Source organism: Corallococcus exercitus, assembly GCF_042231735.1.
Classification (GTDB): domain Bacteria; phylum Myxococcota; class Myxococcia; order Myxococcales; family Myxococcaceae; genus Corallococcus; species Corallococcus exercitus_B.
Window position 1 is genome coordinate 2,881,845 of sequence record NZ_CP102577.1, and the last position, 19,792, is coordinate 2,901,636.

General features: G+C 67.5%; 17 protein-coding genes. 11 read left to right on the forward strand and 6 right to left on the reverse strand.

Annotated features, from left to right (window positions below):
• The first annotated feature begins 128 nt into the window (after window positions 1-128).
• The 4 genes from NR792_RS10840 to NR792_RS10855 all read left to right on the forward strand — a co-directional run bounded on the left by NR792_RS10840 (window position 129) and on the right by NR792_RS10855 (window position 5,959).
• Entirely contained in the window at window positions 129-1,727 is a 1,599-nt protein-coding gene (locus NR792_RS10840; protein ID WP_375759991.1) for an ABC-F family ATP-binding cassette domain-containing protein, read from the forward strand.
• A gap of 173 nt (window positions 1,728-1,900) precedes the next feature.
• On the forward strand, window positions 1,901-3,397 hold the full coding sequence (locus NR792_RS10845) for a DUF4041 domain-containing protein (protein WP_375759992.1): 1,497 nt from the start codon (window positions 1,901-1,903) through the stop codon (window positions 3,395-3,397).
• Between the two features lie 88 nt (window positions 3,398-3,485).
• A complete protein-coding gene (locus NR792_RS10850) occupies window positions 3,486-4,274 on the forward strand; it encodes a DUF3800 domain-containing protein (protein WP_375759993.1) in 789 nt (262 codons plus the stop codon).
• 275 nt (window positions 4,275-4,549) lie between these two features.
• Complete coding sequence (locus NR792_RS10855) at window positions 4,550-5,959, forward strand: hypothetical protein (RefSeq protein ID WP_375759994.1); 1,410 nt, start codon at window positions 4,550-4,552, stop codon at window positions 5,957-5,959.
• Here the strand turns inward: NR792_RS10855 and NR792_RS10860 are convergent.
• Entirely contained in the window at window positions 5,946-7,019 is a 1,074-nt protein-coding gene (locus NR792_RS10860; RefSeq protein ID WP_375759995.1) for a serine/threonine protein kinase, read from the reverse strand. The two genes, NR792_RS10855 and NR792_RS10860, sit on opposite strands and share 14 nt — an antisense overlap.
• Before the next feature lie 207 nt (window positions 7,020-7,226).
• On the opposite strand from NR792_RS10860, the gene NR792_RS10865 reads away from it, so the two are divergent.
• The 3 genes from NR792_RS10865 (at window position 7,227) to NR792_RS10875 (ending at window position 10,465) form a co-directional block, all read left to right on the forward strand.
• Window positions 7,227-8,831, forward strand: a complete 1,605-nt coding sequence (locus tag NR792_RS10865; RefSeq protein WP_375759996.1) for a serine hydrolase domain-containing protein — start codon at window positions 7,227-7,229, stop codon at window positions 8,829-8,831.
• A gap of 485 nt (window positions 8,832-9,316) precedes the next feature.
• Window positions 9,317-9,937: a hypothetical protein gene (locus NR792_RS10870; RefSeq protein WP_375759997.1), complete on the forward strand. Its 621-nt coding sequence runs from the start codon at window positions 9,317-9,319 to the stop codon at window positions 9,935-9,937.
• Window positions 9,938-9,985: 48 nt separating this feature from the next.
• On the forward strand, window positions 9,986-10,465 hold the full coding sequence (locus NR792_RS10875; protein ID WP_375759998.1) for a hypothetical protein: 480 nt from the start codon (window positions 9,986-9,988) through the stop codon (window positions 10,463-10,465).
• Between the two features lie 57 nt (window positions 10,466-10,522).
• On the opposite strand, the gene NR792_RS10880 is transcribed toward NR792_RS10875, so the two are convergent.
• From NR792_RS10880 to rfbB, 5 genes are all read right to left on the reverse strand, one after another.
• Entirely contained in the window at window positions 10,523-11,584 is a 1,062-nt protein-coding gene (locus tag NR792_RS10880) for a YihY/virulence factor BrkB family protein (protein ID WP_375759999.1), read from the reverse strand.
• Window positions 11,585-11,727: 143 nt separating this feature from the next.
• Window positions 11,728-12,273 carry a dTDP-4-dehydrorhamnose 3,5-epimerase gene (gene rfbC, locus NR792_RS10885; RefSeq protein WP_375760000.1) on the reverse strand — a complete coding sequence of 182 codons (546 nt, stop codon included), beginning with the start codon at window positions 12,271-12,273 and terminating at the stop codon, window positions 11,728-11,730.
• Window positions 12,270-13,151: a glucose-1-phosphate thymidylyltransferase RfbA gene (rfbA, locus tag NR792_RS10890; RefSeq protein ID WP_375760001.1), complete on the reverse strand. Its 882-nt coding sequence runs from the start codon at window positions 13,149-13,151 to the stop codon at window positions 12,270-12,272. The genes rfbC and rfbA overlap by 4 nt, the downstream gene beginning before the upstream one ends.
• Complete coding sequence (locus NR792_RS10895; RefSeq protein ID WP_375760002.1) at window positions 13,148-14,062, reverse strand: SDR family oxidoreductase; 915 nt, start codon at window positions 14,060-14,062, stop codon at window positions 13,148-13,150. The genes rfbA and NR792_RS10895 overlap by 4 nt, the downstream gene beginning before the upstream one ends.
• Window positions 14,059-15,081, reverse strand: coding sequence for a dTDP-glucose 4,6-dehydratase (gene rfbB / locus NR792_RS10900; RefSeq protein ID WP_375760003.1), 1,023 nt, complete (start codon window positions 15,079-15,081; stop codon window positions 14,059-14,061). Before rfbB ends, NR792_RS10895 begins: the two co-directional genes overlap by 4 nt.
• Before the next feature lie 151 nt (window positions 15,082-15,232).
• Here rfbB and NR792_RS10905 point away from each other — a divergent pair, with 151 nt between their 5' ends.
• From NR792_RS10905 to NR792_RS10920, 4 genes are all read left to right on the forward strand, one after another.
• Window positions 15,233-16,843: a glycosyltransferase gene (locus NR792_RS10905; RefSeq protein WP_375760004.1), complete on the forward strand. Its 1,611-nt coding sequence runs from the start codon at window positions 15,233-15,235 to the stop codon at window positions 16,841-16,843.
• Window positions 16,830-17,285: a hypothetical protein gene (locus tag NR792_RS10910; protein ID WP_375760005.1), complete on the forward strand. Its 456-nt coding sequence runs from the start codon at window positions 16,830-16,832 to the stop codon at window positions 17,283-17,285. Before NR792_RS10905 ends, NR792_RS10910 begins: the two co-directional genes overlap by 14 nt.
• 188 nt (window positions 17,286-17,473) lie before the next feature.
• On the forward strand, window positions 17,474-18,751 hold the full coding sequence (locus NR792_RS10915; protein WP_375760006.1) for a glycosyltransferase family 4 protein: 1,278 nt from the start codon (window positions 17,474-17,476) through the stop codon (window positions 18,749-18,751).
• Window positions 18,748-19,791: a hypothetical protein gene (locus tag NR792_RS10920; RefSeq protein WP_375760007.1), complete on the forward strand. Its 1,044-nt coding sequence runs from the start codon at window positions 18,748-18,750 to the stop codon at window positions 19,789-19,791. Before NR792_RS10915 ends, NR792_RS10920 begins: the two co-directional genes overlap by 4 nt.
• Window position 19,792 lies beyond the last annotated feature (1 nt).

Sequence of the window (19,792 nt, forward strand, 5' to 3'; positions counted from 1 at the left end):
CCACCCCCGGGGACGGGGGGCCGGAAGACGGCATTTCCGGGGCGGGCCGGCGGTTACATTGGGTCCTCCCGTCACCGATTCACCGCGCGTCTTGGGTCGCCGCGCCATTTCCGTTACAAGCCGCCGCCATGTTCAACGTCATCAACGTCTCCAAGGCCTACGGGCCCAAGAAACTTTTCGAGGAGGTCAACGTCGCCTTCTCGCCGGGCCGTCGCTACGGCCTGACCGGTCCGAACGGGGCCGGCAAGTCCACGTTCATGAAGATCCTCGCGGGTGACGAGGAGCAGGACATGGGCGAGATCATCCGCCCCCGCAAGCTGGGCATCCTGCGCCAGGACCACTTCCGCTACGAGAACGACCGCGTCATCGACGTGGTGCTGATGGGCAACCGCCACCTGTGGGCGGCCATGGACGAGAAGAACAAGCTCCTGGCCAAGGCCGACATCACGGAAGAGGACGGCAACCGGCTGGGTGAGCTGGAAGGCGTCATCGCGGAAGAGGACGGCTATTCGGCGGAGAGCGACGCGGCCACGCTGCTGGCGGGCCTTGGCATCGAGGAGTCCTTCCACGAAGAGCCCATGCGCCAGCTCACCGGCGGCCTGAAGCTGCGCGTGTTGCTCGCGCAGGCGCTGTTCGGCAAGCCGGAAGGCTTGCTGCTGGACGAGCCCACGAACAACCTGGACATCGACTCCATCCGCTGGCTGGAGAACTTCCTCCATGCGTACGAGGGCGTGCTGATCACCATCAGCCACGACCGGCACTTCCTGAACTCCATCTGCACGCACATCGCGGACATCGATTACGAGACCATCATCCAGTACACGGGTGGTTACGACGACATGGTCCGGCAGAAGTCGCAGCTGCGGACCCGGGTCGAGGCCGAGACGGCGGAGAAGAAGAAGAAGATCGCCCAGCTGCAGGACTTCGTGGCGCGCTTCCACGCGGGTACGCGTGCGTCGCAGGTGCAGAGCCGCATCAAGCAGATCGACAAGCTGAAGACGGAGGACCTGAAGCGCTCGAACATCGCGCGGCCGTTCATCCGGTTCGACCAGAAGGTGGTCAGCGGCCGGCAGACGCTGATGTTCGAGGGCCTGAAGAAGTCCTTCGACGGGCAGCAGGTCATCAAGCCGTTCAAGGGGCTGGTCTGCAAGGGCGAGCGCATCTGCGTCATCGGCCGCAACGCCGTGGGCAAGTCCACGCTGGTGAAGATGCTGGCGGGGCAGCTGGAGCCGGACGCGGGCACCATCACCTGGGGCCACCAGGCGACGGTGGGCTACCTGCCGCAGGACCACCACGGCGTCATCCACAAGGGCACGACGTGCTTCGGCTATCTCCGGGAGATCAGCGAGAAGCTGACCAACGAGGAGATTTCGGGCGTGCTGGGCCGGATGCTCTTCTCGGGTGAGGAGCGGATGAAGCCCACGGACACGCTCTCCGGTGGTGAGACAGTGCGCGTGCTGTTGTCCAAGCTGATGATCATGCAGGACAACGTGCTGATCCTGGACGAGCCGACGAACCACCTGGACCTGGAGTCCATCGCGGCGCTGGCCGAAGGCCTGTCCAAGTTCGAGGGCACGGTCATCTGCGTGACGCACGACCAGGAGCTCATCTCCGAGGTCGCGACCCGCATCTGGAGCCTGGAGGCGGGCAAGGAAGTCCTCGACTTCAACGGGCCTTACTCCGAGTTCATGGAGAAGCACGCGGACGCGGCGCAGAAGCGCCGGTAGTCAGCACAGGATTAGCCAGGCAGTGCCAAACGCCGCCCGTTTCCGGTCCGTCCGGAAGCGAGGCGGCGTTTTCGTGGGCTGTCCATCCCTCTTCCGGGTGATGTCCCGGCCATGAATGGATCGACAAGACTCCGCTCGAGGCCGCCAGTCCAGGGTTGGCCTGGGGGTGGCTGATGGATCAGGTCATGGTGTGGGCGCCGCTGGCGTTGTTGTTCGCCGGCCTGTGGTTCCGGTCCCGCAGGCGGGTCCGTGACCTCCAGAAGCGGTTCAAACCCATCGTGGACGTTGAAGCTGAAAAGCAGCGGATCTCCGAAGAGATTGCGCACACACAGCTCGCGGCCACACTGGCGCGCGAAGCCGAGCGTCATCGAGCGGCCCAGGAAATCGCGGAGATCCGCAATGCCGCCGCGTTGGCCACTGCCGCGGAGCAGAAGCAGGTGGCCGCAGAATGTCACCGCATGCAGGAGGAGGCTTCGCGGGCAACAATAGCCGCCGCGCGGTCCGTGAAGGACGCGGAAGAGCAACGCCAGACGCTGATCAAGGAACAACAAGATCTGAAAGCCACCATCGCGCGATTGCGCGAAGAGCTTCGCCCCCTGGATGAAGAAGCGTTTCTCCTCTCCACGGGCTTCTACAAGCCGATCTATGCCTTCTCCTCTGTCGAGGAGTACGAACGCCGCCTGCAGGAGCTTCGCGAAAAGCAGAAGTCCATGTTGCAGGACAAGCGCGCTGCGACTTGTTCCATCGAGTGGGAGGTCAATGGGAGCAAGGCTGAGGGCAAGAGGCAGACGGAACGAACGCTGAAGCTGATGCTTCGTGCGTTCAACGGCGAGGCCGACGCATGTGTCTCGAAGGTGACCTACAAGAACATCAAGACCATGGAAGCGCGCATCGAGAAAGCTGCGGATGCGATCAATGGCCTGACGAAGATCCAGAGTTGTACCATCGCGAGCCAGTATGTCGCCTTCAAGCTGGACGAACTGCGCCTTGCCCACGAGTACGCTGAGCGGATCCAACAGGAGCGCGACGAGCAGAAGCGCATTCGCGAGCAGATGCGCGAGGAAGAGGCGGCGCAGCGGGAGTTGGAGAAGGCGAAGCTGGAAGCAGAGCGCGAGGCGAAGCGAGACGCCGAGTCCTTGGCGAAGGCGAAAGCGGACTACGAGAAGGCCAAGGGCTCCGAACAGCAGAAGCTTCTGGAACGCATCGCGGAACTGGAGCGCCGCGTCGCCGAGGATCTGGAGAAGCAGCGAGCCATCTCCCAGGCCCAGCTCACACGGACGGGGCACGTCTATGTCATCTCAAACATCGGCTCGTTCGGAGAAGGCATTTTCAAGCTGGGGATGACCCGAAGGCTGGTGCCCCAGGACCGCATCGACGAACTGGGAGACGCCTCGGTGCCATTCGAGTTCGACGTCCACGCCATCATCCGGACCTCGGATGCGCCAGCGCTGGAGAGTGCCCTGCACCGAACCTTCGCGAACCGGCGCGTTAATCGCATCAACGAGCGCAAGGAGTTCTTCCGCGTCAGCCTGGAGGAAATCGCTGAGGCCGTGCGAAAACACCATGGTGAGTTTGAATTAACCTGGATTGCCGAAGCTGCGGAGTACCGGAAGTCACTGGCGCTACGGGAAGACGACAATAGCACCCAGTCACAACAAACCGCAGCGTGAGACACGAATCACCTAACAGCGATCAGCTTCCTCTGCGACAATGACACAGGCTCTTCCAACACCCGATGACGTCCCTCCTCCAGGCGTTATGAGATGGCTCATCTCCTGCGACGAATCCGGAACAGGCGGCTCGCCCTTCTACGGCTTCGGAACACTCTGGATGAACTGGCAAAGGCGTGGAAACTTCTCCGAACTCATCCAGGATCTTCGAGAGAAACATAAGTACGAATTTGAAATCAAATGGAACAAAGTCTCCGGCAGGAATTTGCCATTTTATCGAGACTTGGTGGAAGCCTTCTTCAAGACCAGCTGGATGCACTTTCACTGCATAGTCGTGAAACAGGCAGACGTGCGTTTAGATTTCCACGATCGAGACTGGGATCTTGCGCGCCGAAAGCACTTCACCATGCTCCTGACCAACAAGATCAGGCGCTGCCTCACCAAGAATCCCAATCGAGATTTGACGTTTCGAATATGGGTTGACCCCATTGCCTCACGCTACAAAAAGGCCAATGAAGCGGTGGAGATTATCGCCAACAACGCACTCCAACAGGTTTTCAAGCGACTCCGCCCCGTCGACAAGGTCATTACTCGCGATTCGCGCGACACTCCAAGCATTCAGCTTTGCGATCTCCTCCTCGGCGCGGTGATGGAAGGTTGGCAGCGAAAGTCCGACTCCGAGTCCAAGCAGGAGCTGCGCGAATGGATTGCTGAACACCTTGGTTGGGACGACTTGGCGAACGACACACACAGAGACGAAACGAAGTTCAACATCTGGTATTTTCACGATCCGATATCAAAACCCAAGCGATCCGCCCTCACGCGTCCCGTCAAATTGAGATACCCACTGCCAACCGGCAAACGGCGTCGTTCGTAGCACTCAATTCACGAGGGCCGACGAACCGGAGCCTTGAGTGAAGCGAATAGTGTAGCGCGTTTAGGGCCATCATCCTTCGTCGCGTCTTTGGACTCCTACTGGCACTGCTCCCCTTCCCGATTGGTGCTGCCCTCGTACCAGCTTTGCCCTAGCTCCACATCCAGGCAACGTGGTGTGTATGGACAACCGTTCTTAATGGCGAGGGAAACGGGCGTGAGTGGGTATGATGCAGGGCCATGTATCCGAGACGCCGTCTTCTGGCCCGTGGACCGTGGTTGTTCGATCTCAGACCGCAGCGGCTCATCGTCTTCCACGGAGCCGAAGGCGTGCGCCGGGAGGTCAGTGGCGACGTGCCGGATCATCCGTCCGCGCCCGTGGAGCTCGCCGCGCTCAACGAGGCACAGGACGTCTGGGTGGGATGCGGGGATCGGCGTGTCTTCTCCGTGGGGGCCGGCGCGGGCGCTCCCGTCCAGGCCTTTCCGAGGGAGTGCTTCGATCTCACCTCCGATGGGGACCGACTCATCGGAACGGTGGTGGACGGCGCCCGCAAGCTCACCACCCTCTTCACGACCGATGGGTCCGGGCAGCAAAGGGCGCCCATGACCTTGCCCAAGCCCGTGCGCGCCTCGCACGGGTATGGGTATTCCGAGGGGCGCCCCCAGCGTCAGTCCCCTGATGGGGCGTTCCTCGACACGAGCCCCTTTGGCATCACCGTCGTGGAGAAGGGCCGGGGCCGCGTCTACGTGCTCCGCGCGGGGGCGGCTCAGCCGGAGGGCGCGCTCCAGGTGGAGCCGGGCGGTGAGGAGGACATCTGGCGGGCCCAGGCCACTCCCCAGGGCGTGCTTCTCCTGCTCGTCATCAACTACCGGCAGACGGCGCTCCTCCACTTCGCGCTCGATGGCACCCTGCTCGGCTCCATCCCGGCGATCGATGATGAGGATGACGATGCGGAAGAACTGATCTGGGGCGGTGCCGGGGTGTGCGTCCTCGACGCGGACCGGGCGCTCCTCTTCGTCCAGGACAAGACCCTCCTGGTGTCCCTGCCCGAGCTCCAGGTGTTGGAGACGGTCGTGGGGGAGTGGCCTGCCTTCGTGTCCGTGACGCCCGCGGGGCCTGACCGGTGGTGGGTGGGCGCCGAGGACAGGGACTCGCTCTTCCTGCTCACCGCCGAGCCCGGACACCCCTTGCGCCTCCACGCCTCAAACCGTCCGGTGATCCCGGGCGCTCCGCTCATGCACGTGGGCTACAAGACGCCCGCGATCCACTGGGCCGAGCACACCTCGGCGCCGCTCACCGTTTCCGCGCCCGTGACCGAGACGTGGCGCGCGGTGGTGCGAAATGACGGGACCGCGTGTGAGGCCGTGCGGATCCGGGTGTCCGGGGCGCTCGTCGGCGCTCGCGTGGTGGATGTGAGCGTGCGGTATCGCGGCCAGCCGCTCCCGATGGTGGAGGAGCAGCGCGTGAACGTCGTGGGCATTACCGCTGGACTGGAGGCAGGGGCCACCGCGGAGCTGGAGGTAACCTTCAAGCCCCGGAGCGAGGGCTCGGGACCGCTGACCATCACCGTCGAGCCGTGCTCCTGGCAGGCGCAGGCCAAAGAATGGCAATGGGACAAAGAGCAGCCTCGCGTCCTCGTGATGACGGGCCATACGGCAAGCGCCCAGTTCCCGCTCACGGTGGAGTAGCGCGAACCTCCTTGGGTTCGGGCGCGGCGCTCATCTTCCAGAGCAGGGCGCCGCCTCCGAGCACGACCGTCAGGCCCACTGCCGCCGCGAGGATCCAGCCTCGTCCCAAGCGGGGCCGTGCCTGGGCCTCCGGGGCGTCGCTCGCGGAGACCTGCTGGACGAGTTGGGCCACCTGCCGCGATGTCACCGGCTCACCCTTCGAGCGGATGAACTCCTCCAGGTCCTTCCGGAACGCGTGGCAGTCCGGATAGCGCTGGTCCAGGTCCTTCGCGAGCGCTCGGGCGAGGATGGCGCGAAGGGCGTCGGGCAGGTCCGGGCGGTGCCGCTCGGGGGGCACCATGGGCTCGGACAAGACGGCTTGAAACACGTCCCAGTGGGACTTGCCCTCAAAGGGCTTGCGCGTGGTGAGCAGTTCGTAGAGCACCACCCCGAGGGAGTAGACGTCCACCTGCCGGTCCACCGGCAAGCCCCTGATGTCCTCGGGCGCCATGTACCCGTGCTGGCTCAGGTCGGGGGAACCGTAATGGGGTATGGGGGTCCACCGGGACCGGAAGCCGGCGACGCCGAAGTCCAACACCTTGGCTGTCCCCTGGCGCGACAGGAGGATGTTGTACGGCCGGATGCAGTGGTGGATGCGCCTCAGCGGCTGGTTCGTCTTGGGGTCGGTGAGGTCATGGGCATAAGCGAGCCCCTCGCAGGCTTGCGAGATGATGCGCGCGCACAGTGACGCCGGCAGAGCCATCCGCTGGACCGCCGCGTGCTTGATCAACCTGCGCAGGCTGGGCCCGTCGATGTGCTCCCTGGCGAGGAAGTACGTGCCGTCCGCCTTACCGAAGTCGAAGACCCGCACGAGGTGCGGATGCGTGAGCCGGGCGGCCATCTTCGCCGTGTCGAGGAATATCTGCGCGAGATCCACGTCCTCGGCCATGTCCGGCCGGAGGCACTGGAGCACCAGCGTCTTTTCGATGCCCCACTGGCCGACGGTTTTGGCCAGAGAGTCCTCGACGATGCCTCCGTCGAGCAAGCGGATGCGCTGGTATTTGCCGACGTGGGATGTCACGAGGCGTATGGCTAGCAAATACCGCCGGTTTCATCCAACGGGGCGTGTAGCGTCATCAGGGCCATGACCCGTTACCGCTTCCTTGGGCTTCTGCTGGCGCTGCTTCCCCTCCATGTCGGCGCCGTCCCCATTCCCGCGGATCCGTTGGTGGGCATTTGGGGCAGTGAGCGCGTCCTCGGACCTCAGGTCCGGGGTGAGCTGACCCTGGTGCGTGAGGGGAACACGTGGCGCGCGCGCATCGCGGGCTTCGATGTTCCTGCCCGGAACGAGGGCAGGAAGGTGTCCGTCGTCTTCCCCGGAGGCGAACTCCGAGCGACGTTGGCGGAGAACGGCCAGAGCATCACGGGTCACTGGATTCAGCCTCCCGTGCTCATGAGCGGCATGAAGTTCGCCACGCCGGTGGAGCTGCGCTCGCTTCAGCCGGGTGTCTGGCGCGGCAACGTGGCGCCGCTGGAGGACCGGTTCTCGCTGTATCTCGTCGTCCAGAAGCAGCCCGACGGCTCCGTGACGGCATTCATCCGCAACCCGGAGCGCAACTTCGGCAACCGGATGCAGTTCCGCGTGGACCTCCAGGACCGCACGGTGCGGCTCACGTCCACCAAGGGCAACACCCAGATCGAAGGCACGTTCGACGCGCAATCCGGACGGCTGTCCCTGCCCTACCCTCCCTTCGACACGACGTTCGACTTCACCCGTCGGGACCGGTCCCAGGCCGTGGGCCTCTACTCTCGCACGCCCGCTCCGGGCCCCTACGTCCACCAGAAGCCCATCGCGGAGGACGACGGCTGGACCACGGCCTCACCCGCCGACGTCGGCATGGACGTCCAACCGCTCCAGCAGCTCGTGCAGCGCATCCTCGACCAGGAGCCAAGCCCGGAGTCCGCCCCCGCCATCCAGGGGCTTCTCATCGCACGTCACGGGAAGCTCATCCTCGAAGAGTACTTCCAGGGGTTCGACAAGGAGCGCCCGCACGACTTGCGCTCCTCCTCCAAGTCCTACGCCTCCCTGCTGATTGGCATTGCCCTGGACCAGGGTGCTCCCTTCACCGTGGACACGCCCGTCGTCTCACTCTTCCCCGAGTACAAGGGCAAGCTCTCCGGCCTGGATGCGCGCAAGCGCAAGCTCACCGTCGCGCACCTGATGACCATGGCAACAGGCCTGGCTTGTGACGACGACGACCCGGCTTCCCCCGGCAACGAGGACCGGCTCGAGGACTCCGTACCGGATTGGTACAAGTACACGCTGGACCTCCCCATGGTCCGCGCGCCGGGTGAGAAGGCCGTGTACTGCTCCGCGAACATCAACCTGCTGGGCGGCGTCCTTCGCAACACCACGCGCACCTGGCTCCCCGAGTTCTTCACCCGGAACGTCGCCACGCCCCTCCAGATGCGCGGCTACCACGTCGACCTGATGCCGAACGGCGAGCAGTACCTGGGCGGCGGCATCTACATGCGCCCCCGGGATGCCCTGAAGCTCGGGCAGCTCTATCTCTCTGGCGGGACATGGAACGGGAAGCGCGTGGTCAGCCAGCGCTGGGTGGCGCGCTCCATCGCGAAGCAATCAACGATGGGGGATGGCAGGACCTATGGATACACGTGGTGGCGCCATGAGCTCCGCGTCGGCGACCGCGTGTATTCGCAATACGAGGCCAGCGGCAACGGAGGCCAGCTCGTGATGGTCGTCCCGGAGCTGGACCTCGTCGTGCTGTTCACCGCGGGCAACTACAACCACGTTGCCCTGTGGCGGAAGTTCCGTGAGGAACTCCTGCCACAGTACATCCTGGCCGCGGCGTCAACGCCTCTGCGGCCTTGAGCTGCGCTCAGTAATAGCAGCGCCAGTAGTCGTACCCTTCCCCGTCGCAATAGCAGAAGGCGTGACCCACACCCGAGGGGCGAATACAGGTACGCGGGTTGGCCCCAGTCGAGGGACAGGCCATCCCATCCAGCACGTCGCACTGGAGAATCGCCGAGGCGGAGACGTCAGGCGCCGTCTGGCTTGCCGTGTCATCCACGGTCTCGGGCTCCATCGTGCCACCACAGCCAACGAGCAGCCCAAACATCAACGCTGAAACAATCCCTCGCATGTACACCCTCCCGGTTGAGAAGCATTGCGACGATAACACCGCTTCTCGGTGGGACTCCAATAATCCGCGACATGTGACGCAACGCCAGCACAGTGCGCGGCATGGTGTCTTGGGTTACCCCTGCGTCTTCTCTTGCAGCGCAATGATCAGTCACTGTGTGTGCGAGAAGAAGCGGTGACCGTAGACCCATGGCGGGTTAGCGTTCGCGGCGCTCATGAAAACGCCCTGCCTGCTCCTGATGGCCCTGTCGTGCGCCCTCGTCCTCTCCGCCTGCGGTGAGTCCGAGTGCACTCCGGAAAGCTGCGCGAACGGTTGCTGCACCGTGGGCAACGTGTGCGTTCTCGATCTCGGCGACGCCCAATGTGGCTCCAACGGCGCCGCCTGTGAGAGCTGTCCCGAAGGCAATGTCTGCCGGCTCGACAGCCGGGCCTGCTTCACGGGCGTGATGCGGACGCGCGTGCAGCCCCGCCGGGCCGTCATCGCGGACGTCGATCCGGACAACGGTGAGGAGTGGGATTCCGACGGGTCCCCGCCCGACGTCGTCGTGGAGATGAGCTGCCCCTCCGCTCCGGAGCGCACCCGCACCGCCGAGGACGAGAGCTGGGAGCCCGAATGGCGCTCGGGCAGCTGCGAGGTCATCACCTCCAACCTGCTCGAGCACCCCATCGAGATCTCCATCTTCGACAACGACGACTTCGCCCTCGATGACGAGTTCGGCGGCCTCTCCTACCAGGTCACCCGCGCCGACCTGAACCGGGGCCGGATCGAGATCGCCCTCCCCCCGGACGTGCAGACCCTGGTCTTCGACCTCGTCCACACCTACTCCGCGCAATGAGCCACCTCTCGCTGTAACCCGCTTCGCGCTCCTGGCGTATCCCAGGTCATGCGCCTCCCCACCCTCCTGCTCCTGTGCTTCACGGCCTGTGGTCCCTCCTCCTCCGTGGACGAAGGGCTTGGGGTCATCCAGCAGCTCGACACGTCCGAGCAGGGCATCACCACGTTCGTGCGCTCGGGCCAGTACACGTCCTGGCTCGCGGAACCCTCCGTCCATGACACGCGCGCCCCTCACGGCAGCAAGGTCCGCGTCTTCTTCAACGACGTCGTCGCGCGCTCACTCCGGGAAGGCAATGCCACCCATCCCGTGGGCAGCATCCTCGTGAAGGAGCTGTTCGAGGACGACGGGAAGACGCTCCGGGGCCACGCGCTGGACGTGAAGGTCGCGGAAGGCCCTGGCAAGGACACCTGGATCTTCTACGAGGGCTTCGGGCCGGCCTACTCCAACAACTACTACGGCCGCGCCCACTCCACCTGTCACGGCTGCCATTCGGACGGGAAGGACTACGTCACCTCCCCGCTCCCCTGAAAAGACAACGGGCGGCCCCCTCGCGAGGACCGCCCGTCGTTGAGTTCTCCCAGGGACCTACCGCGCCGCGGACTTGCGGCGCATCAGGAACACGCCCAGGCCCACGCCCGCGGCCCACTTCGCCGCCGCGGCCAGGGGCGTCTTGCTCAGCGCCACCGGGCGGCTCTCGTACTGTGGCTGGGGCGGAACCGGACGGAAGTCCGTGGCGCCGGGCAGGCTCGCGCCCTTCTCCTCCGCCTCCGTCTTCGTCACGTTCGGACCCGGCGCGTCCGGATCTCGCGCGCCCGGAGCCTTCCCGTCCGGCGACTTGTGCTCGAGGATGCCGTTGATCTCCGCGCCCAGCAGCACGACCATGCAGGAGATCTGCATCCAGAGCAGCATCACGATGACACCGCCGATGGCGCCGTAGTTCACGTCATACGAGCCGAAGTTCGCCACGTACATCGAGAAGCCCCAGGACGCGATCACCCAGATGATCACGCTCACCACCGAGCCCGGGGTGATGAACTTGAACTTCTGCTTCACGTCCGGCAGCACGTAGTACAGCACCGCCAGCAGCACCATCATCAGGATGCCGGCCACCGGCATGCGCAGCCACATGACGACGCTCGACAGCGGCTCGCCCAGCTTGTCCGCCACCGCCGGCGTGACGATGGCGACGATGGCCGCGAGCACCACGGTCACCGCCGTGCCCAGCGTCGTCAGCAGCGCGATGCCTCGCTTCTTCCAGAACGGGCGCTTCTCCTCCACGCCGTACACCGTGTTGAGCGATTCCATCAGCGCCACCACGCCGCCTGACGCCGCCCAGATGGCGCCCACGCCACCGATGGTCAGCAGCCCCACCGGATTGCTGCTCGCCAGCGCCTCCAGCCGCTCGCCCAGGATCTTCGTCACCTCCTGGGGCGCCACCTTCGACATCTCCTGGATGAGCTGCTGCGCCTGGTGCGGATCAATCAGCACGCCGGCCAGCGACACGAGGAACAGCAGGAACGGGAACAGCGCCATGATGGCCGAGAACGTCAGCGCGCTCGCGACGTTGCCGACCTTGTCGCGTCCCCACTCGTCCTTGAGGGACTTGAAGAACTCCTTCCAACTGATTCCCTTGCCGGGCAAGACCATGCGTCTCCTCCTCGGAGGAGATTGGGCATTCCATCCCCAGGCTGGCTTCCTCCCCGGGGACGTTGCCTGCCCCCCTGCCTGCTCGGCGCGCAGCACCCGTGAAAAGGCAAGTCCCCCCTTCACGTCCGCCCGGCCGCTCCAAATCAGTAGGAAGGCAACACTTGCGCGTCCCGCAACCGGGGCGCGCGCTGATCCTTCACCGACAGCAGCGGTTCCTTCACGGGCCAGGGGATGGCCAGGTCCGGATCATCCCAGGCCACGCTCCGCTCGGACTCCGGGGCGTACGGCGCGGTGCACTTGTAGAAGAAGTCCGCGGAGTCGCTCAGCACGCAGAAGCCGTGCGCGAAACCCGGGGGGATCCACAGCTGCCACTTGTTCCCGGACGACAGCTCCGCCCCCATCCACCGGCCGAACGTGGGCGAGCCCTTGCGCACGTCCACCACCACGTCCCAGACCGCGCCCGCCAGCACCTGCACCAGCTTCCCCTGCCCGTTCGGCTCCTGGAAGTGCAGGCCGCGCAGCGTGCCCCGCACGGACCGCGACAGGTTGTCCTGCACGAAGGCGCTCGGGATGCCCGCGTCCTGGTAGCGCTGGGCGTGGAACGTCTCCACGAAGAAGCCCCGCGAGTCCCCGAACACGCGGGGCTCCAGCAGCAGGACGCCGGGCAGCTCCGTCGTCTGCACCTTCATGGCCCCGTCCCCCGGTTCCCCAGGAGGGCCTTCAGGTACTGACCGTAGTCGTTCTTCAGCATGGGCTCCGCGAGCGCCTCCAGCCGCGCCTCGTCGATGTAGCCCATGCGGTAGGCGATCTCCTCCGGGCAGGCGATCTTCAGGCCCTGCCGGCGCTCGATGATTTCGATGAACGACGACGCCTGCATCAGCGACTCGTGCGTCCCGGTGTCCAGCCACGCGTAGCCGCGCCCCATCAGCTCCACCGTGAGCTGGTCGCGGCGCATGTACTCCGCGTTGACGTCGGTGATCTCCAGCTCGCCGCGCTTGCTGGGCTTCAGCGCGGCGGCGATGTCCAGCACCTGGTTGTCGTAGAAGTACAACCCCGTGACGGCGTAGTGGGAGCGGGGCTTCGCGGGCTTCTCCTCGATGCTGATGGCCCGGTTGCCCGGCGCCAGCTCCACCACGCCGTAGCGCTGCGGATCCTTCACCTGGTAGCCGAACACCGTCGCCCCGGACGCGCGCCGCACCGCCCGCCGCACCAGCTCGCTCAGGCCGTCCCCGTAGAAGATGTTGTCTCCCAGGATGAGCGACACGGCGTCGCTCCCCACGAAGTCCCGGCCGATGACGAACGCCTGCGCCAGGCCTTCGGGGCGGGGCTGCTCCGCGTACTGGAAGGACATGCCCCACTGCTCGCCGTCGCCCAGCAGGTCGCGGAAGCGCGGCAGGTCCTGCGGCGTGGAGATGATCAACACCTCCCGGATGCCCGCCAGCATCAGCGTGGTCAGCGGGTAGTAGATCATCGGCTTGTCGTAGACGGGCAAGAGCTGCTTGCTCACCACGAGCGTCAGCGGATACAGGCGCGTCCCCGAGCCTCCCGCGAGGATGATTCCCTTCATCCCGCCTCCCCGGCCCGGGCCTCGAGCCAGCTCGCATGGAAGCGCCGCAGGGACTCCGCCAGCGCCAGCGGCTTCTGCGACAGCTGCTCCCGCGCCTTGTCCGTCACGAGCCCGCTCTTCAGCGGCCGGGGCGCTGACAGCTTCAGGTCCGCCATCCGCGTGGGCACCACCAGGCCCGCGTCGAAGCCGAACACCTCGCACAGCGCCCGCCCGAAGGCCACGCGGTCCAGCACCGTGCCGCCGCAGGTGTTCCACGTCCCGCCCAGCCGCCGCTCGCCCAGCTCCACCAGCATCGCGGCCACGTTGTCCGCGAAGCTGGGGGACACGACCTGGTCCTCGAAGAGCTTCACCGGCTGCCCCGCGGACAGCGTCTTCACCAGCCACGCGCCGAAGTTGAGCCGGCCCTCCACCGGAGGCCAGCCATACACCACCGCGGTCCGGGCAATCGCGCACCCGGGCGAGAGCACGCGCGCAGCCTGTTCGCCCATGTGCTTCGTCACCGCATAGACGCCCCGCGGGTTCGGCACCGCGTCCTCGGCATACGGGCCCGCGTCGCCGTCGAAGACGTAGTCGGTGGACACGTGCACCAGGTGCGCGCCGGCCTCGCGCGTCCAGCGGGCCACCGCCGCCGTGGCGGTGACGTTCGCGGCGTACGCGGCCTCGGGCGCCTTCTCGCAGGCGTCCACCTCCGTCATGGACGCGCAGTGCAGGACGACCTCTGGCGACAGCCGGGTCAGCACGGGCGCCACGTCCGGCGCGTACGTGAGATCCAACGTCTCGTAGTCGAAGGCCCCCGCCACGCGGCGCGGGCCCCGCCCCAGCCCCACCACCGCATGGCCTCGCGCCGCCAGCTGCGCGCACGCCCTGCGGCCCACCAGTCCGTTCGCTCCCGTGACGACGAAGCGGCTCATGCTCCGTGCCCTCCGTGCGCCAGCGTCACGGTGTGGCGGTACTCACCGCTCAGCACGCGCTCCCACCACTCCGGGTGCTCCACGTACCAGCGCACCGTGTCCGCCAGCCCCGCTTCGAAGGAGTGCCTGGGCGTCCATCCCAGCTCGCGCCGGCTCTTCGCCGGGTCGATGGCGTAGCGGCGGTCATGCCCCGGCCGGTCCGTGACGAACTCGATGAGCGACTCCGGCTTGCCCAGCGCCGCGAGGATGCCCTTCACCAGGTCCAGGTTCCTGCGCTCCGCGCCGCCGCCCAGGTTGTAGACCTCTCCCGCCCTTCCCCGCTCCAGCGCCTGGAGCAGCCCCTGGCAGTGGTCCTCAACGTGCAGCCAGTCGCGCACGTGCTGGCCGTCGCCGTAGACGGGGAGCTTCTGGTTCCGGAGCGCGTTCACCACCATGCGCGGGATGAGCTTCTCCGGGAACTGATAGCGCCCGTAGTTGTTCGAGCAGCGCGTCACCACCACGTCCAGGCCGTAGGTGTGGTGGTACGCCAGGGCCAGCAGGTCCGCGCCCGTCTTGGACGCCGAATAGGGGCTGGAGGGCTGGAGGGGTGACGCTTCCGTGAAGGCGCCGGACGGTCCCAGCGAGCCGTACACCTCGTCGGTGGAGACCTGCACGAACCGCCGGATGCCCCGCGCCCGGCAGGCCTCCAGCAGCTGCTGCGTGCCCAGGACGTTGGTGGTGACGAAGACGGCCGGACCTTCGATGGAGCGGTCCACGTGGCTCTCCGCGGCCAGGTGGAGGACGCAGTCGATGGCGTGCTCCTGGAGCACCCGGTCCACGCACGCCCGGTCGCCCACGTCGCCGTGCACGAAGACGTGGCGGGCGTCGTCCTCCAGGCCGAGGAGGTTCTCCAGGTTGCCGGCGTAGGTGAGCCGGTCCAGGTTGACGACCTTCCAGGCAGGCCGCTCGCGGAGCAGGTAGCGGACCAGGTTGGACCCGATGAAGCCGCAGCCACCCGTGACCAGGACGTTCGTTGACATGGACCCAACCTTGGGGGACGCGTGGCCGCCCTGGCTACTGTGCGCAGGCCCCTCCGTCAAGGCACGTCGGGCGCTCTTGTAAGGGCGGGCTGGACGGTTGTAAGGGAACGCGCGCGTGTCACCGCGACCCCCTCTCGGCCCGGGCGGACCCTTGCACATCCACCAGCTGGTCACCCGCCTGGCGTGGGGTGACGCGATTGGCAACCAGGTGCGCTACCTCCAGAGCCTGCTGCGCTCCTGGGGCCACACCTCCGAAATCTACGCGGACTCCTGGGACGACGCGTGCCGCGACCAGGTGCACGCCGCCAGGAACTACCCGCGCGAGGCCACCCGCGACTCCGTGCTGCTCGTGCACCACAGCTTCGAGTCGAAGCAGGTGCAGCTCATCGCCCGGTCGCGCGGCCGCAAGCTGCTCGTCTACCACAACATCACCCCCGCCCGGCTCTTCGAGGGCTACGACCGGGGCGCGGTGCTCGCGTGCGACGCCGCCCGCCTGGAGCTGCTCGCGCTGCGCCCGCATGTGGACGGCGCCTTCGCCTACTCGCGCTTCAGCGCGGAGGAGCTGGTCGCCGCGGGCTACCCGCGCGTGGACGTGCTGCCCTTCGCCATCGACTGGAACGCGTTCGACACGCCGCCGGATCCGGCGCTGATGGCGGAGCTGGACGACGGCTGCTCCAACATCCTCTTCGTGGGCCGCGCGGTGCCCAGCAAGTACGTGGACGACGTGCTGCGCGTCTTCACCGCGTACCAGCGCCTGTACCAGCCCAAGAGCCGCCTGCTCATCGCGGGCAACATCCACCGCGACGCGCCCTACGGCGGCTTCCTGCACGGCCTCAAGGACCTGCTCGGCCCGGACCGCATCCAGTTCCTGGGCCGCGTCAACGCCGCGCAACTGTCCGCCTGCTTCGCGTCCGCCACGGCCTACCTCTCCATGAGCCGCCACGAGGGCTTCGGCGTGCCGCTGCTGGAGGCCATGTACCGCGACGTCCCCGTCGTCGCGTACGGCGCCGCGGCCGTCCCGGAGACCCTGGGCGGCGCGGGCCTCACCACGTTCTCGCGCGAGCCCATGGACGTGGCGCAACTGCTCGCGGTGCTGGAGCGCGAACCCGCGCTGCGCCAGCAGGTGCTCACCGCGCAGCGCGCCCGCGTGGCCGCGCTGTCCCAGAAGGCCGTGGCCGCGCAGGTGCGCACCGCGCTGCAGGGCTGGCTGGGAGGAAGCGGGCCCGGTCCGGCGGTGGCCTCCTCGCAGGCGCCCGCCATCGAGCTCGTCTGCCCCGGCTTCTCCGCGCGGCCGGAGGCGCCCATGTCGCGGCTCGCCCTCGAGCTGCACCGCCGCCTGCCCGACTCCCGCATCCTCGCCCTCCGGGGGCGCGGCGAGGAGCCCGTCCTCTCGCTCGGACCCCAGACGGCCGGGGGAGCACCTGTCTGGCACTTCACCCCCGACCAGCCCGTCGGTCCCATGCCCGAGCCGCTGCCCGGCTCGTCGTCGCTGGAGACGGCGGTGCGGGCGTCGTCCGGGAAGGTGGTGCTGCTGGGCACGGACACCGCCGCGGCGCAGGCGCTGATGGCCAGCGTGGGGCGGCGGAGCTGGGGCGTGCGCGACGCGGCCGTCGCGTCCGACGAGGCGGCGACGGAAGCGGCCCGGCACCACCTGGGGCCGCGCCTGGTGGAGCTGGACCGTTCGGACCTGGACGCGGTGGCCAACGTCCTGGTCCAGGCGTTGTCATCGAAGAAGCGAGGAGCCCGCCATGCACGCCGCTGACCTGCTCACGGCCGTCCCCTCGGCCCAGGCCGTGGCCGCCGCCACCGAGCGGCTCCCCGAGCCGTCCGCCGCCGCGCGCGACCACCTGCGCCGCACGCTGGCCGCGTCACTGCGCGCCCCCGTCGCGGGCCAGTGGCCGGCGCTGCTGCTGGAGGCGCGGGCCAAGGCGGACGTGCGCTACGTGGAGCCCGCCACGTCGCACCGCCCCGTCCTGGGGCCCGTGCTCGTGTTCGCCAAGCGGACCTTCCGCGGCGCGTTCCAGCCGTTCATCAACGAGGTGCTGCGCCGCCAGGTGCACTTCAACGAAGCCATCCTGGACGCCCTCACCGTCGTCATCGAGAACCAGCGCGAACACGCGCGGACGCAGGCCCTCTGGCGGCGTGAACTGGAAGCACGGTTGAAGCAGCTGGAGAAGGATCCGCCGGGGCCTTCCTCACCCTGAGCGCATGGCTGCCTGCTCGACGGACGGCGGCCCCGCCGGGCGTTGACGCAGGAACCTCCTCCGCGCTACATCGGCCCCTCGCTTCGCCTGCCTCGTCGTCCTGAGGGGGATGCCACGGGGAGAATCAACGGCGGCGGCGAATCGTTTCCTCCGGGCCGCATCCAGCCCACGACGCGAGTTGCCAAGGCATGAAGATCGGGTTCCTCGTTGGGGACATCGCCAATATCTCCGGTGGGTCCAACGTCATCCTGGAGTACGCCTCACGGCTCCAGGACCTCGGCCATGAGGCCGTCCTCATCACCCCGGGCCCCGTCACGCTGACGTATCCCCTGTGGCACCCACGGCTGGCGGACCTGCCGCGCCGGTCGCTCGCGGAGGCCGAGGGTGAGTCCTTCGACTTCGCGCTGGCCACCTGGTGGATCACCTTCTACGACCTGTGGCGCGTCAACGCCCGGGTGTACGGCTACCTGAACCAGAGCCTGGAGTCGCGCTTCCACGCGGAGCGCCACTACAAGCTGCTCAACCGGCAGACGTACTCGCTGCCGCTCCTGTTCGTCACCGAGGCGAAGTGGCTGGTGGAGTTCATCCAGACGCTGCAGCCCGAGGGGCGCACGCTCTACGTGCAGAACGGCCTGTCCCGCGACCACTTCCCCTGCGTGCAGGCCCCGCCGAAGCGCGACGGCAAGCTGCGCGTGCTGGTGGAGGGCCCGTGGGGCGTGGGCTTCAAGGGCGTGCCGGAGACGTTCGAGGTCCTGGAGCTGGCGGCGCAGGCGGGCGTCCAGTTCGAGACGGGGTGGCTGGCGTCGTCCTCCGGCGGGCAGAAGCCCACCGTGGGCGGGCAGCCGGTGCAGGTGCACGAGCGCATCCCCATCAACCAGGTGCACCAGGTCTACGGCCAGTACGACGTGCTGCTGAAGCTCTCCCGTGTGGAGGGCATGTTCGGCCCGCCGCTGGAGATGTTCTCCCAGGGCGGCACCGCCATCACGTACACCGTCACCGGCACCGACGAGTACATGGTGCACGGGCAGAACTCGCTGATGGTGGAGCCGTACAACCACCGGCAGATCGTCCAGTTCCTGCGCCTGCTCAGCACGCAGCCCGCGTACCTCGCGCACCTGCGCGCCAACGCGCTCGCCACCGCCAAGGCGTTCACGGACTGGGAGTCCAGCACGCGCCAGGTGGCCTCCGGGCTGGAAGCGCTGCACGCGGAGGGCTGGACGAACTCGCACCTGCGCCCCGCGCTGGCCGCGATGTCCACCATGCACGGCCACTGGCTGGATGACGTCTGGCGCGCGGAGCGCGGAGGCCACTCGCCGCTGCACCCGTACGTGGGGCCCGGCGAGCAGGTGCTGCTGGAGCGCTACCGCCAGCTCAAGAAGTCCCGCCCCGTCCGCGCGCTGCAGAAGCTGGTGTCCGACGACTTGAAGAAGTCCCTGCGCGCACGCCTCACGCGAGTCCTGTCATGAGAGTCCATCCGCCCTCCCCCTCCGTCCAGCGCGTCGCCTTCGTGGGTGAGCCGGCCTTCGAGCCGCACGTGCCCGTCCAGGCGGCGTGGGCCGAGGTCCGCTTCTTCCCCGTGACGTCCGGCCAGTGGGAGCCCGCGCTCGACGCGGCCCAGGCCTGGGGCGCGAACGCGACGCTCGTGTTCCGTCCGCAGGACCTCACGCCGGAGCTGGCGGCGCGCGTTCCCGGCGCCATGCGCATCGGCGTCATCCCCGCGCCGCTGTTCAGCGCGGAGGAGATTGAGCGGCTCGCGAGCATCAGCGGCCCGGACGTGAAGGGCTTCCGCTGGCTCACCTACCTGGAGACGCCCACGTCGCCGGAGCTGGCGCGGCTGCCGCTCTTGCAGACGCTGCCCCTGCCGGTGGACACCGCGCGCTGCCCGACGGGCCCGCGGCTGGACGTGCGCCGGATGCTGGTGGCGGACTGGGCCAGCCCCACGCCGGAGGCGCTGGAGCACCTGCGCAAGCTGGGGCCGGTGGACGTGCTGTCCTCGCACGCCACGCCGGAAGAGGTGTCGCAGGCGCTGGAGAAGGCCGGGACGCTCGTCTACGCGTCGCGCGACCTGATGGGCCGCTTTGATCCGCTTCCGCTGCTGGCCATGGCGCACGGGCTGCTCGTCATCGCCGACACGGTCTTCGCCGGGGAGTGGAACATCGAGCCGGAGGACGAGTTCCTCTACCGGCCGGACGGCCAGTGGGCGCGCTCGCTGGATGAAGTCTTCCGCATGCCGGTGTCCTTCCGCGCGGTGCGCATCCGCGCGTGGCAGAAGATGCGCGAGGCCTTCGACGCGTCCGCGTGCTTCCAGCGCGTGCTGCACGACGCCCACCTGTTCGCGGACCCCGTGGCGCACCTGGCGTCGCTGACGCCCACGCGCCCCCCGGTGGCCGTCCCCGTCGCCGTCGAGTCCACCGGCGCGCGCGCTCCGGAGGCCTCCGCCCCGGAAGCCCTGGGCGCGGAGAAGGTCACGCGTCTCACCCGCGCCCGCGCGGCCGTCCCCAACTAGA

What these genes read in the sequence shown, in the direction of transcription:
- NR792_RS10840 (WP_375759991.1), top strand. Translation starts at nt 129, where the DNA reads ATGTTCAACGTCATCAACGTCTCCAAGGCCTACGGGCCCAAGAAACTT.
- NR792_RS10845 (WP_375759992.1), top strand. Translation starts at nt 1,901, where the DNA reads ATGGATCAGGTCATGGTGTGGGCGCCGCTGGCGTTGTTGTTCGCCGGC.
- NR792_RS10850 (WP_375759993.1), top strand. Translation starts at nt 3,486, where the DNA reads ATGAGATGGCTCATCTCCTGCGACGAATCCGGAACAGGCGGCTCGCCC.
- NR792_RS10870 (WP_375759997.1), top strand. Translation starts at nt 9,317, where the DNA reads ATGAAAACGCCCTGCCTGCTCCTGATGGCCCTGTCGTGCGCCCTCGTC.
- NR792_RS10875 (WP_375759998.1), top strand. Translation starts at nt 9,986, where the DNA reads ATGCGCCTCCCCACCCTCCTGCTCCTGTGCTTCACGGCCTGTGGTCCC.
- NR792_RS10880 (WP_375759999.1), bottom strand. Translation starts at nt 11,584, where the DNA reads ATGGTCTTGCCCGGCAAGGGAATCAGTTGGAAGGAGTTCTTCAAGTCC.
- rfbC (WP_375760000.1), bottom strand. Translation starts at nt 12,273, where the DNA reads ATGAAGGTGCAGACGACGGAGCTGCCCGGCGTCCTGCTGCTGGAGCCC.
- rfbA (WP_375760001.1), bottom strand. Translation starts at nt 13,151, where the DNA reads ATGAAGGGAATCATCCTCGCGGGAGGCTCGGGGACGCGCCTGTATCCG.
- NR792_RS10895 (WP_375760002.1), bottom strand. Translation starts at nt 14,062, where the DNA reads ATGAGCCGCTTCGTCGTCACGGGAGCGAACGGACTGGTGGGCCGCAGG.
- rfbB (WP_375760003.1), bottom strand. Translation starts at nt 15,081, where the DNA reads ATGTCAACGAACGTCCTGGTCACGGGTGGCTGCGGCTTCATCGGGTCC.
- NR792_RS10910 (WP_375760005.1), top strand. Translation starts at nt 16,830, where the DNA reads ATGCACGCCGCTGACCTGCTCACGGCCGTCCCCTCGGCCCAGGCCGTG.
- NR792_RS10915 (WP_375760006.1), top strand. Translation starts at nt 17,474, where the DNA reads ATGAAGATCGGGTTCCTCGTTGGGGACATCGCCAATATCTCCGGTGGG.
- NR792_RS10920 (WP_375760007.1), top strand. Translation starts at nt 18,748, where the DNA reads ATGAGAGTCCATCCGCCCTCCCCCTCCGTCCAGCGCGTCGCCTTCGTG.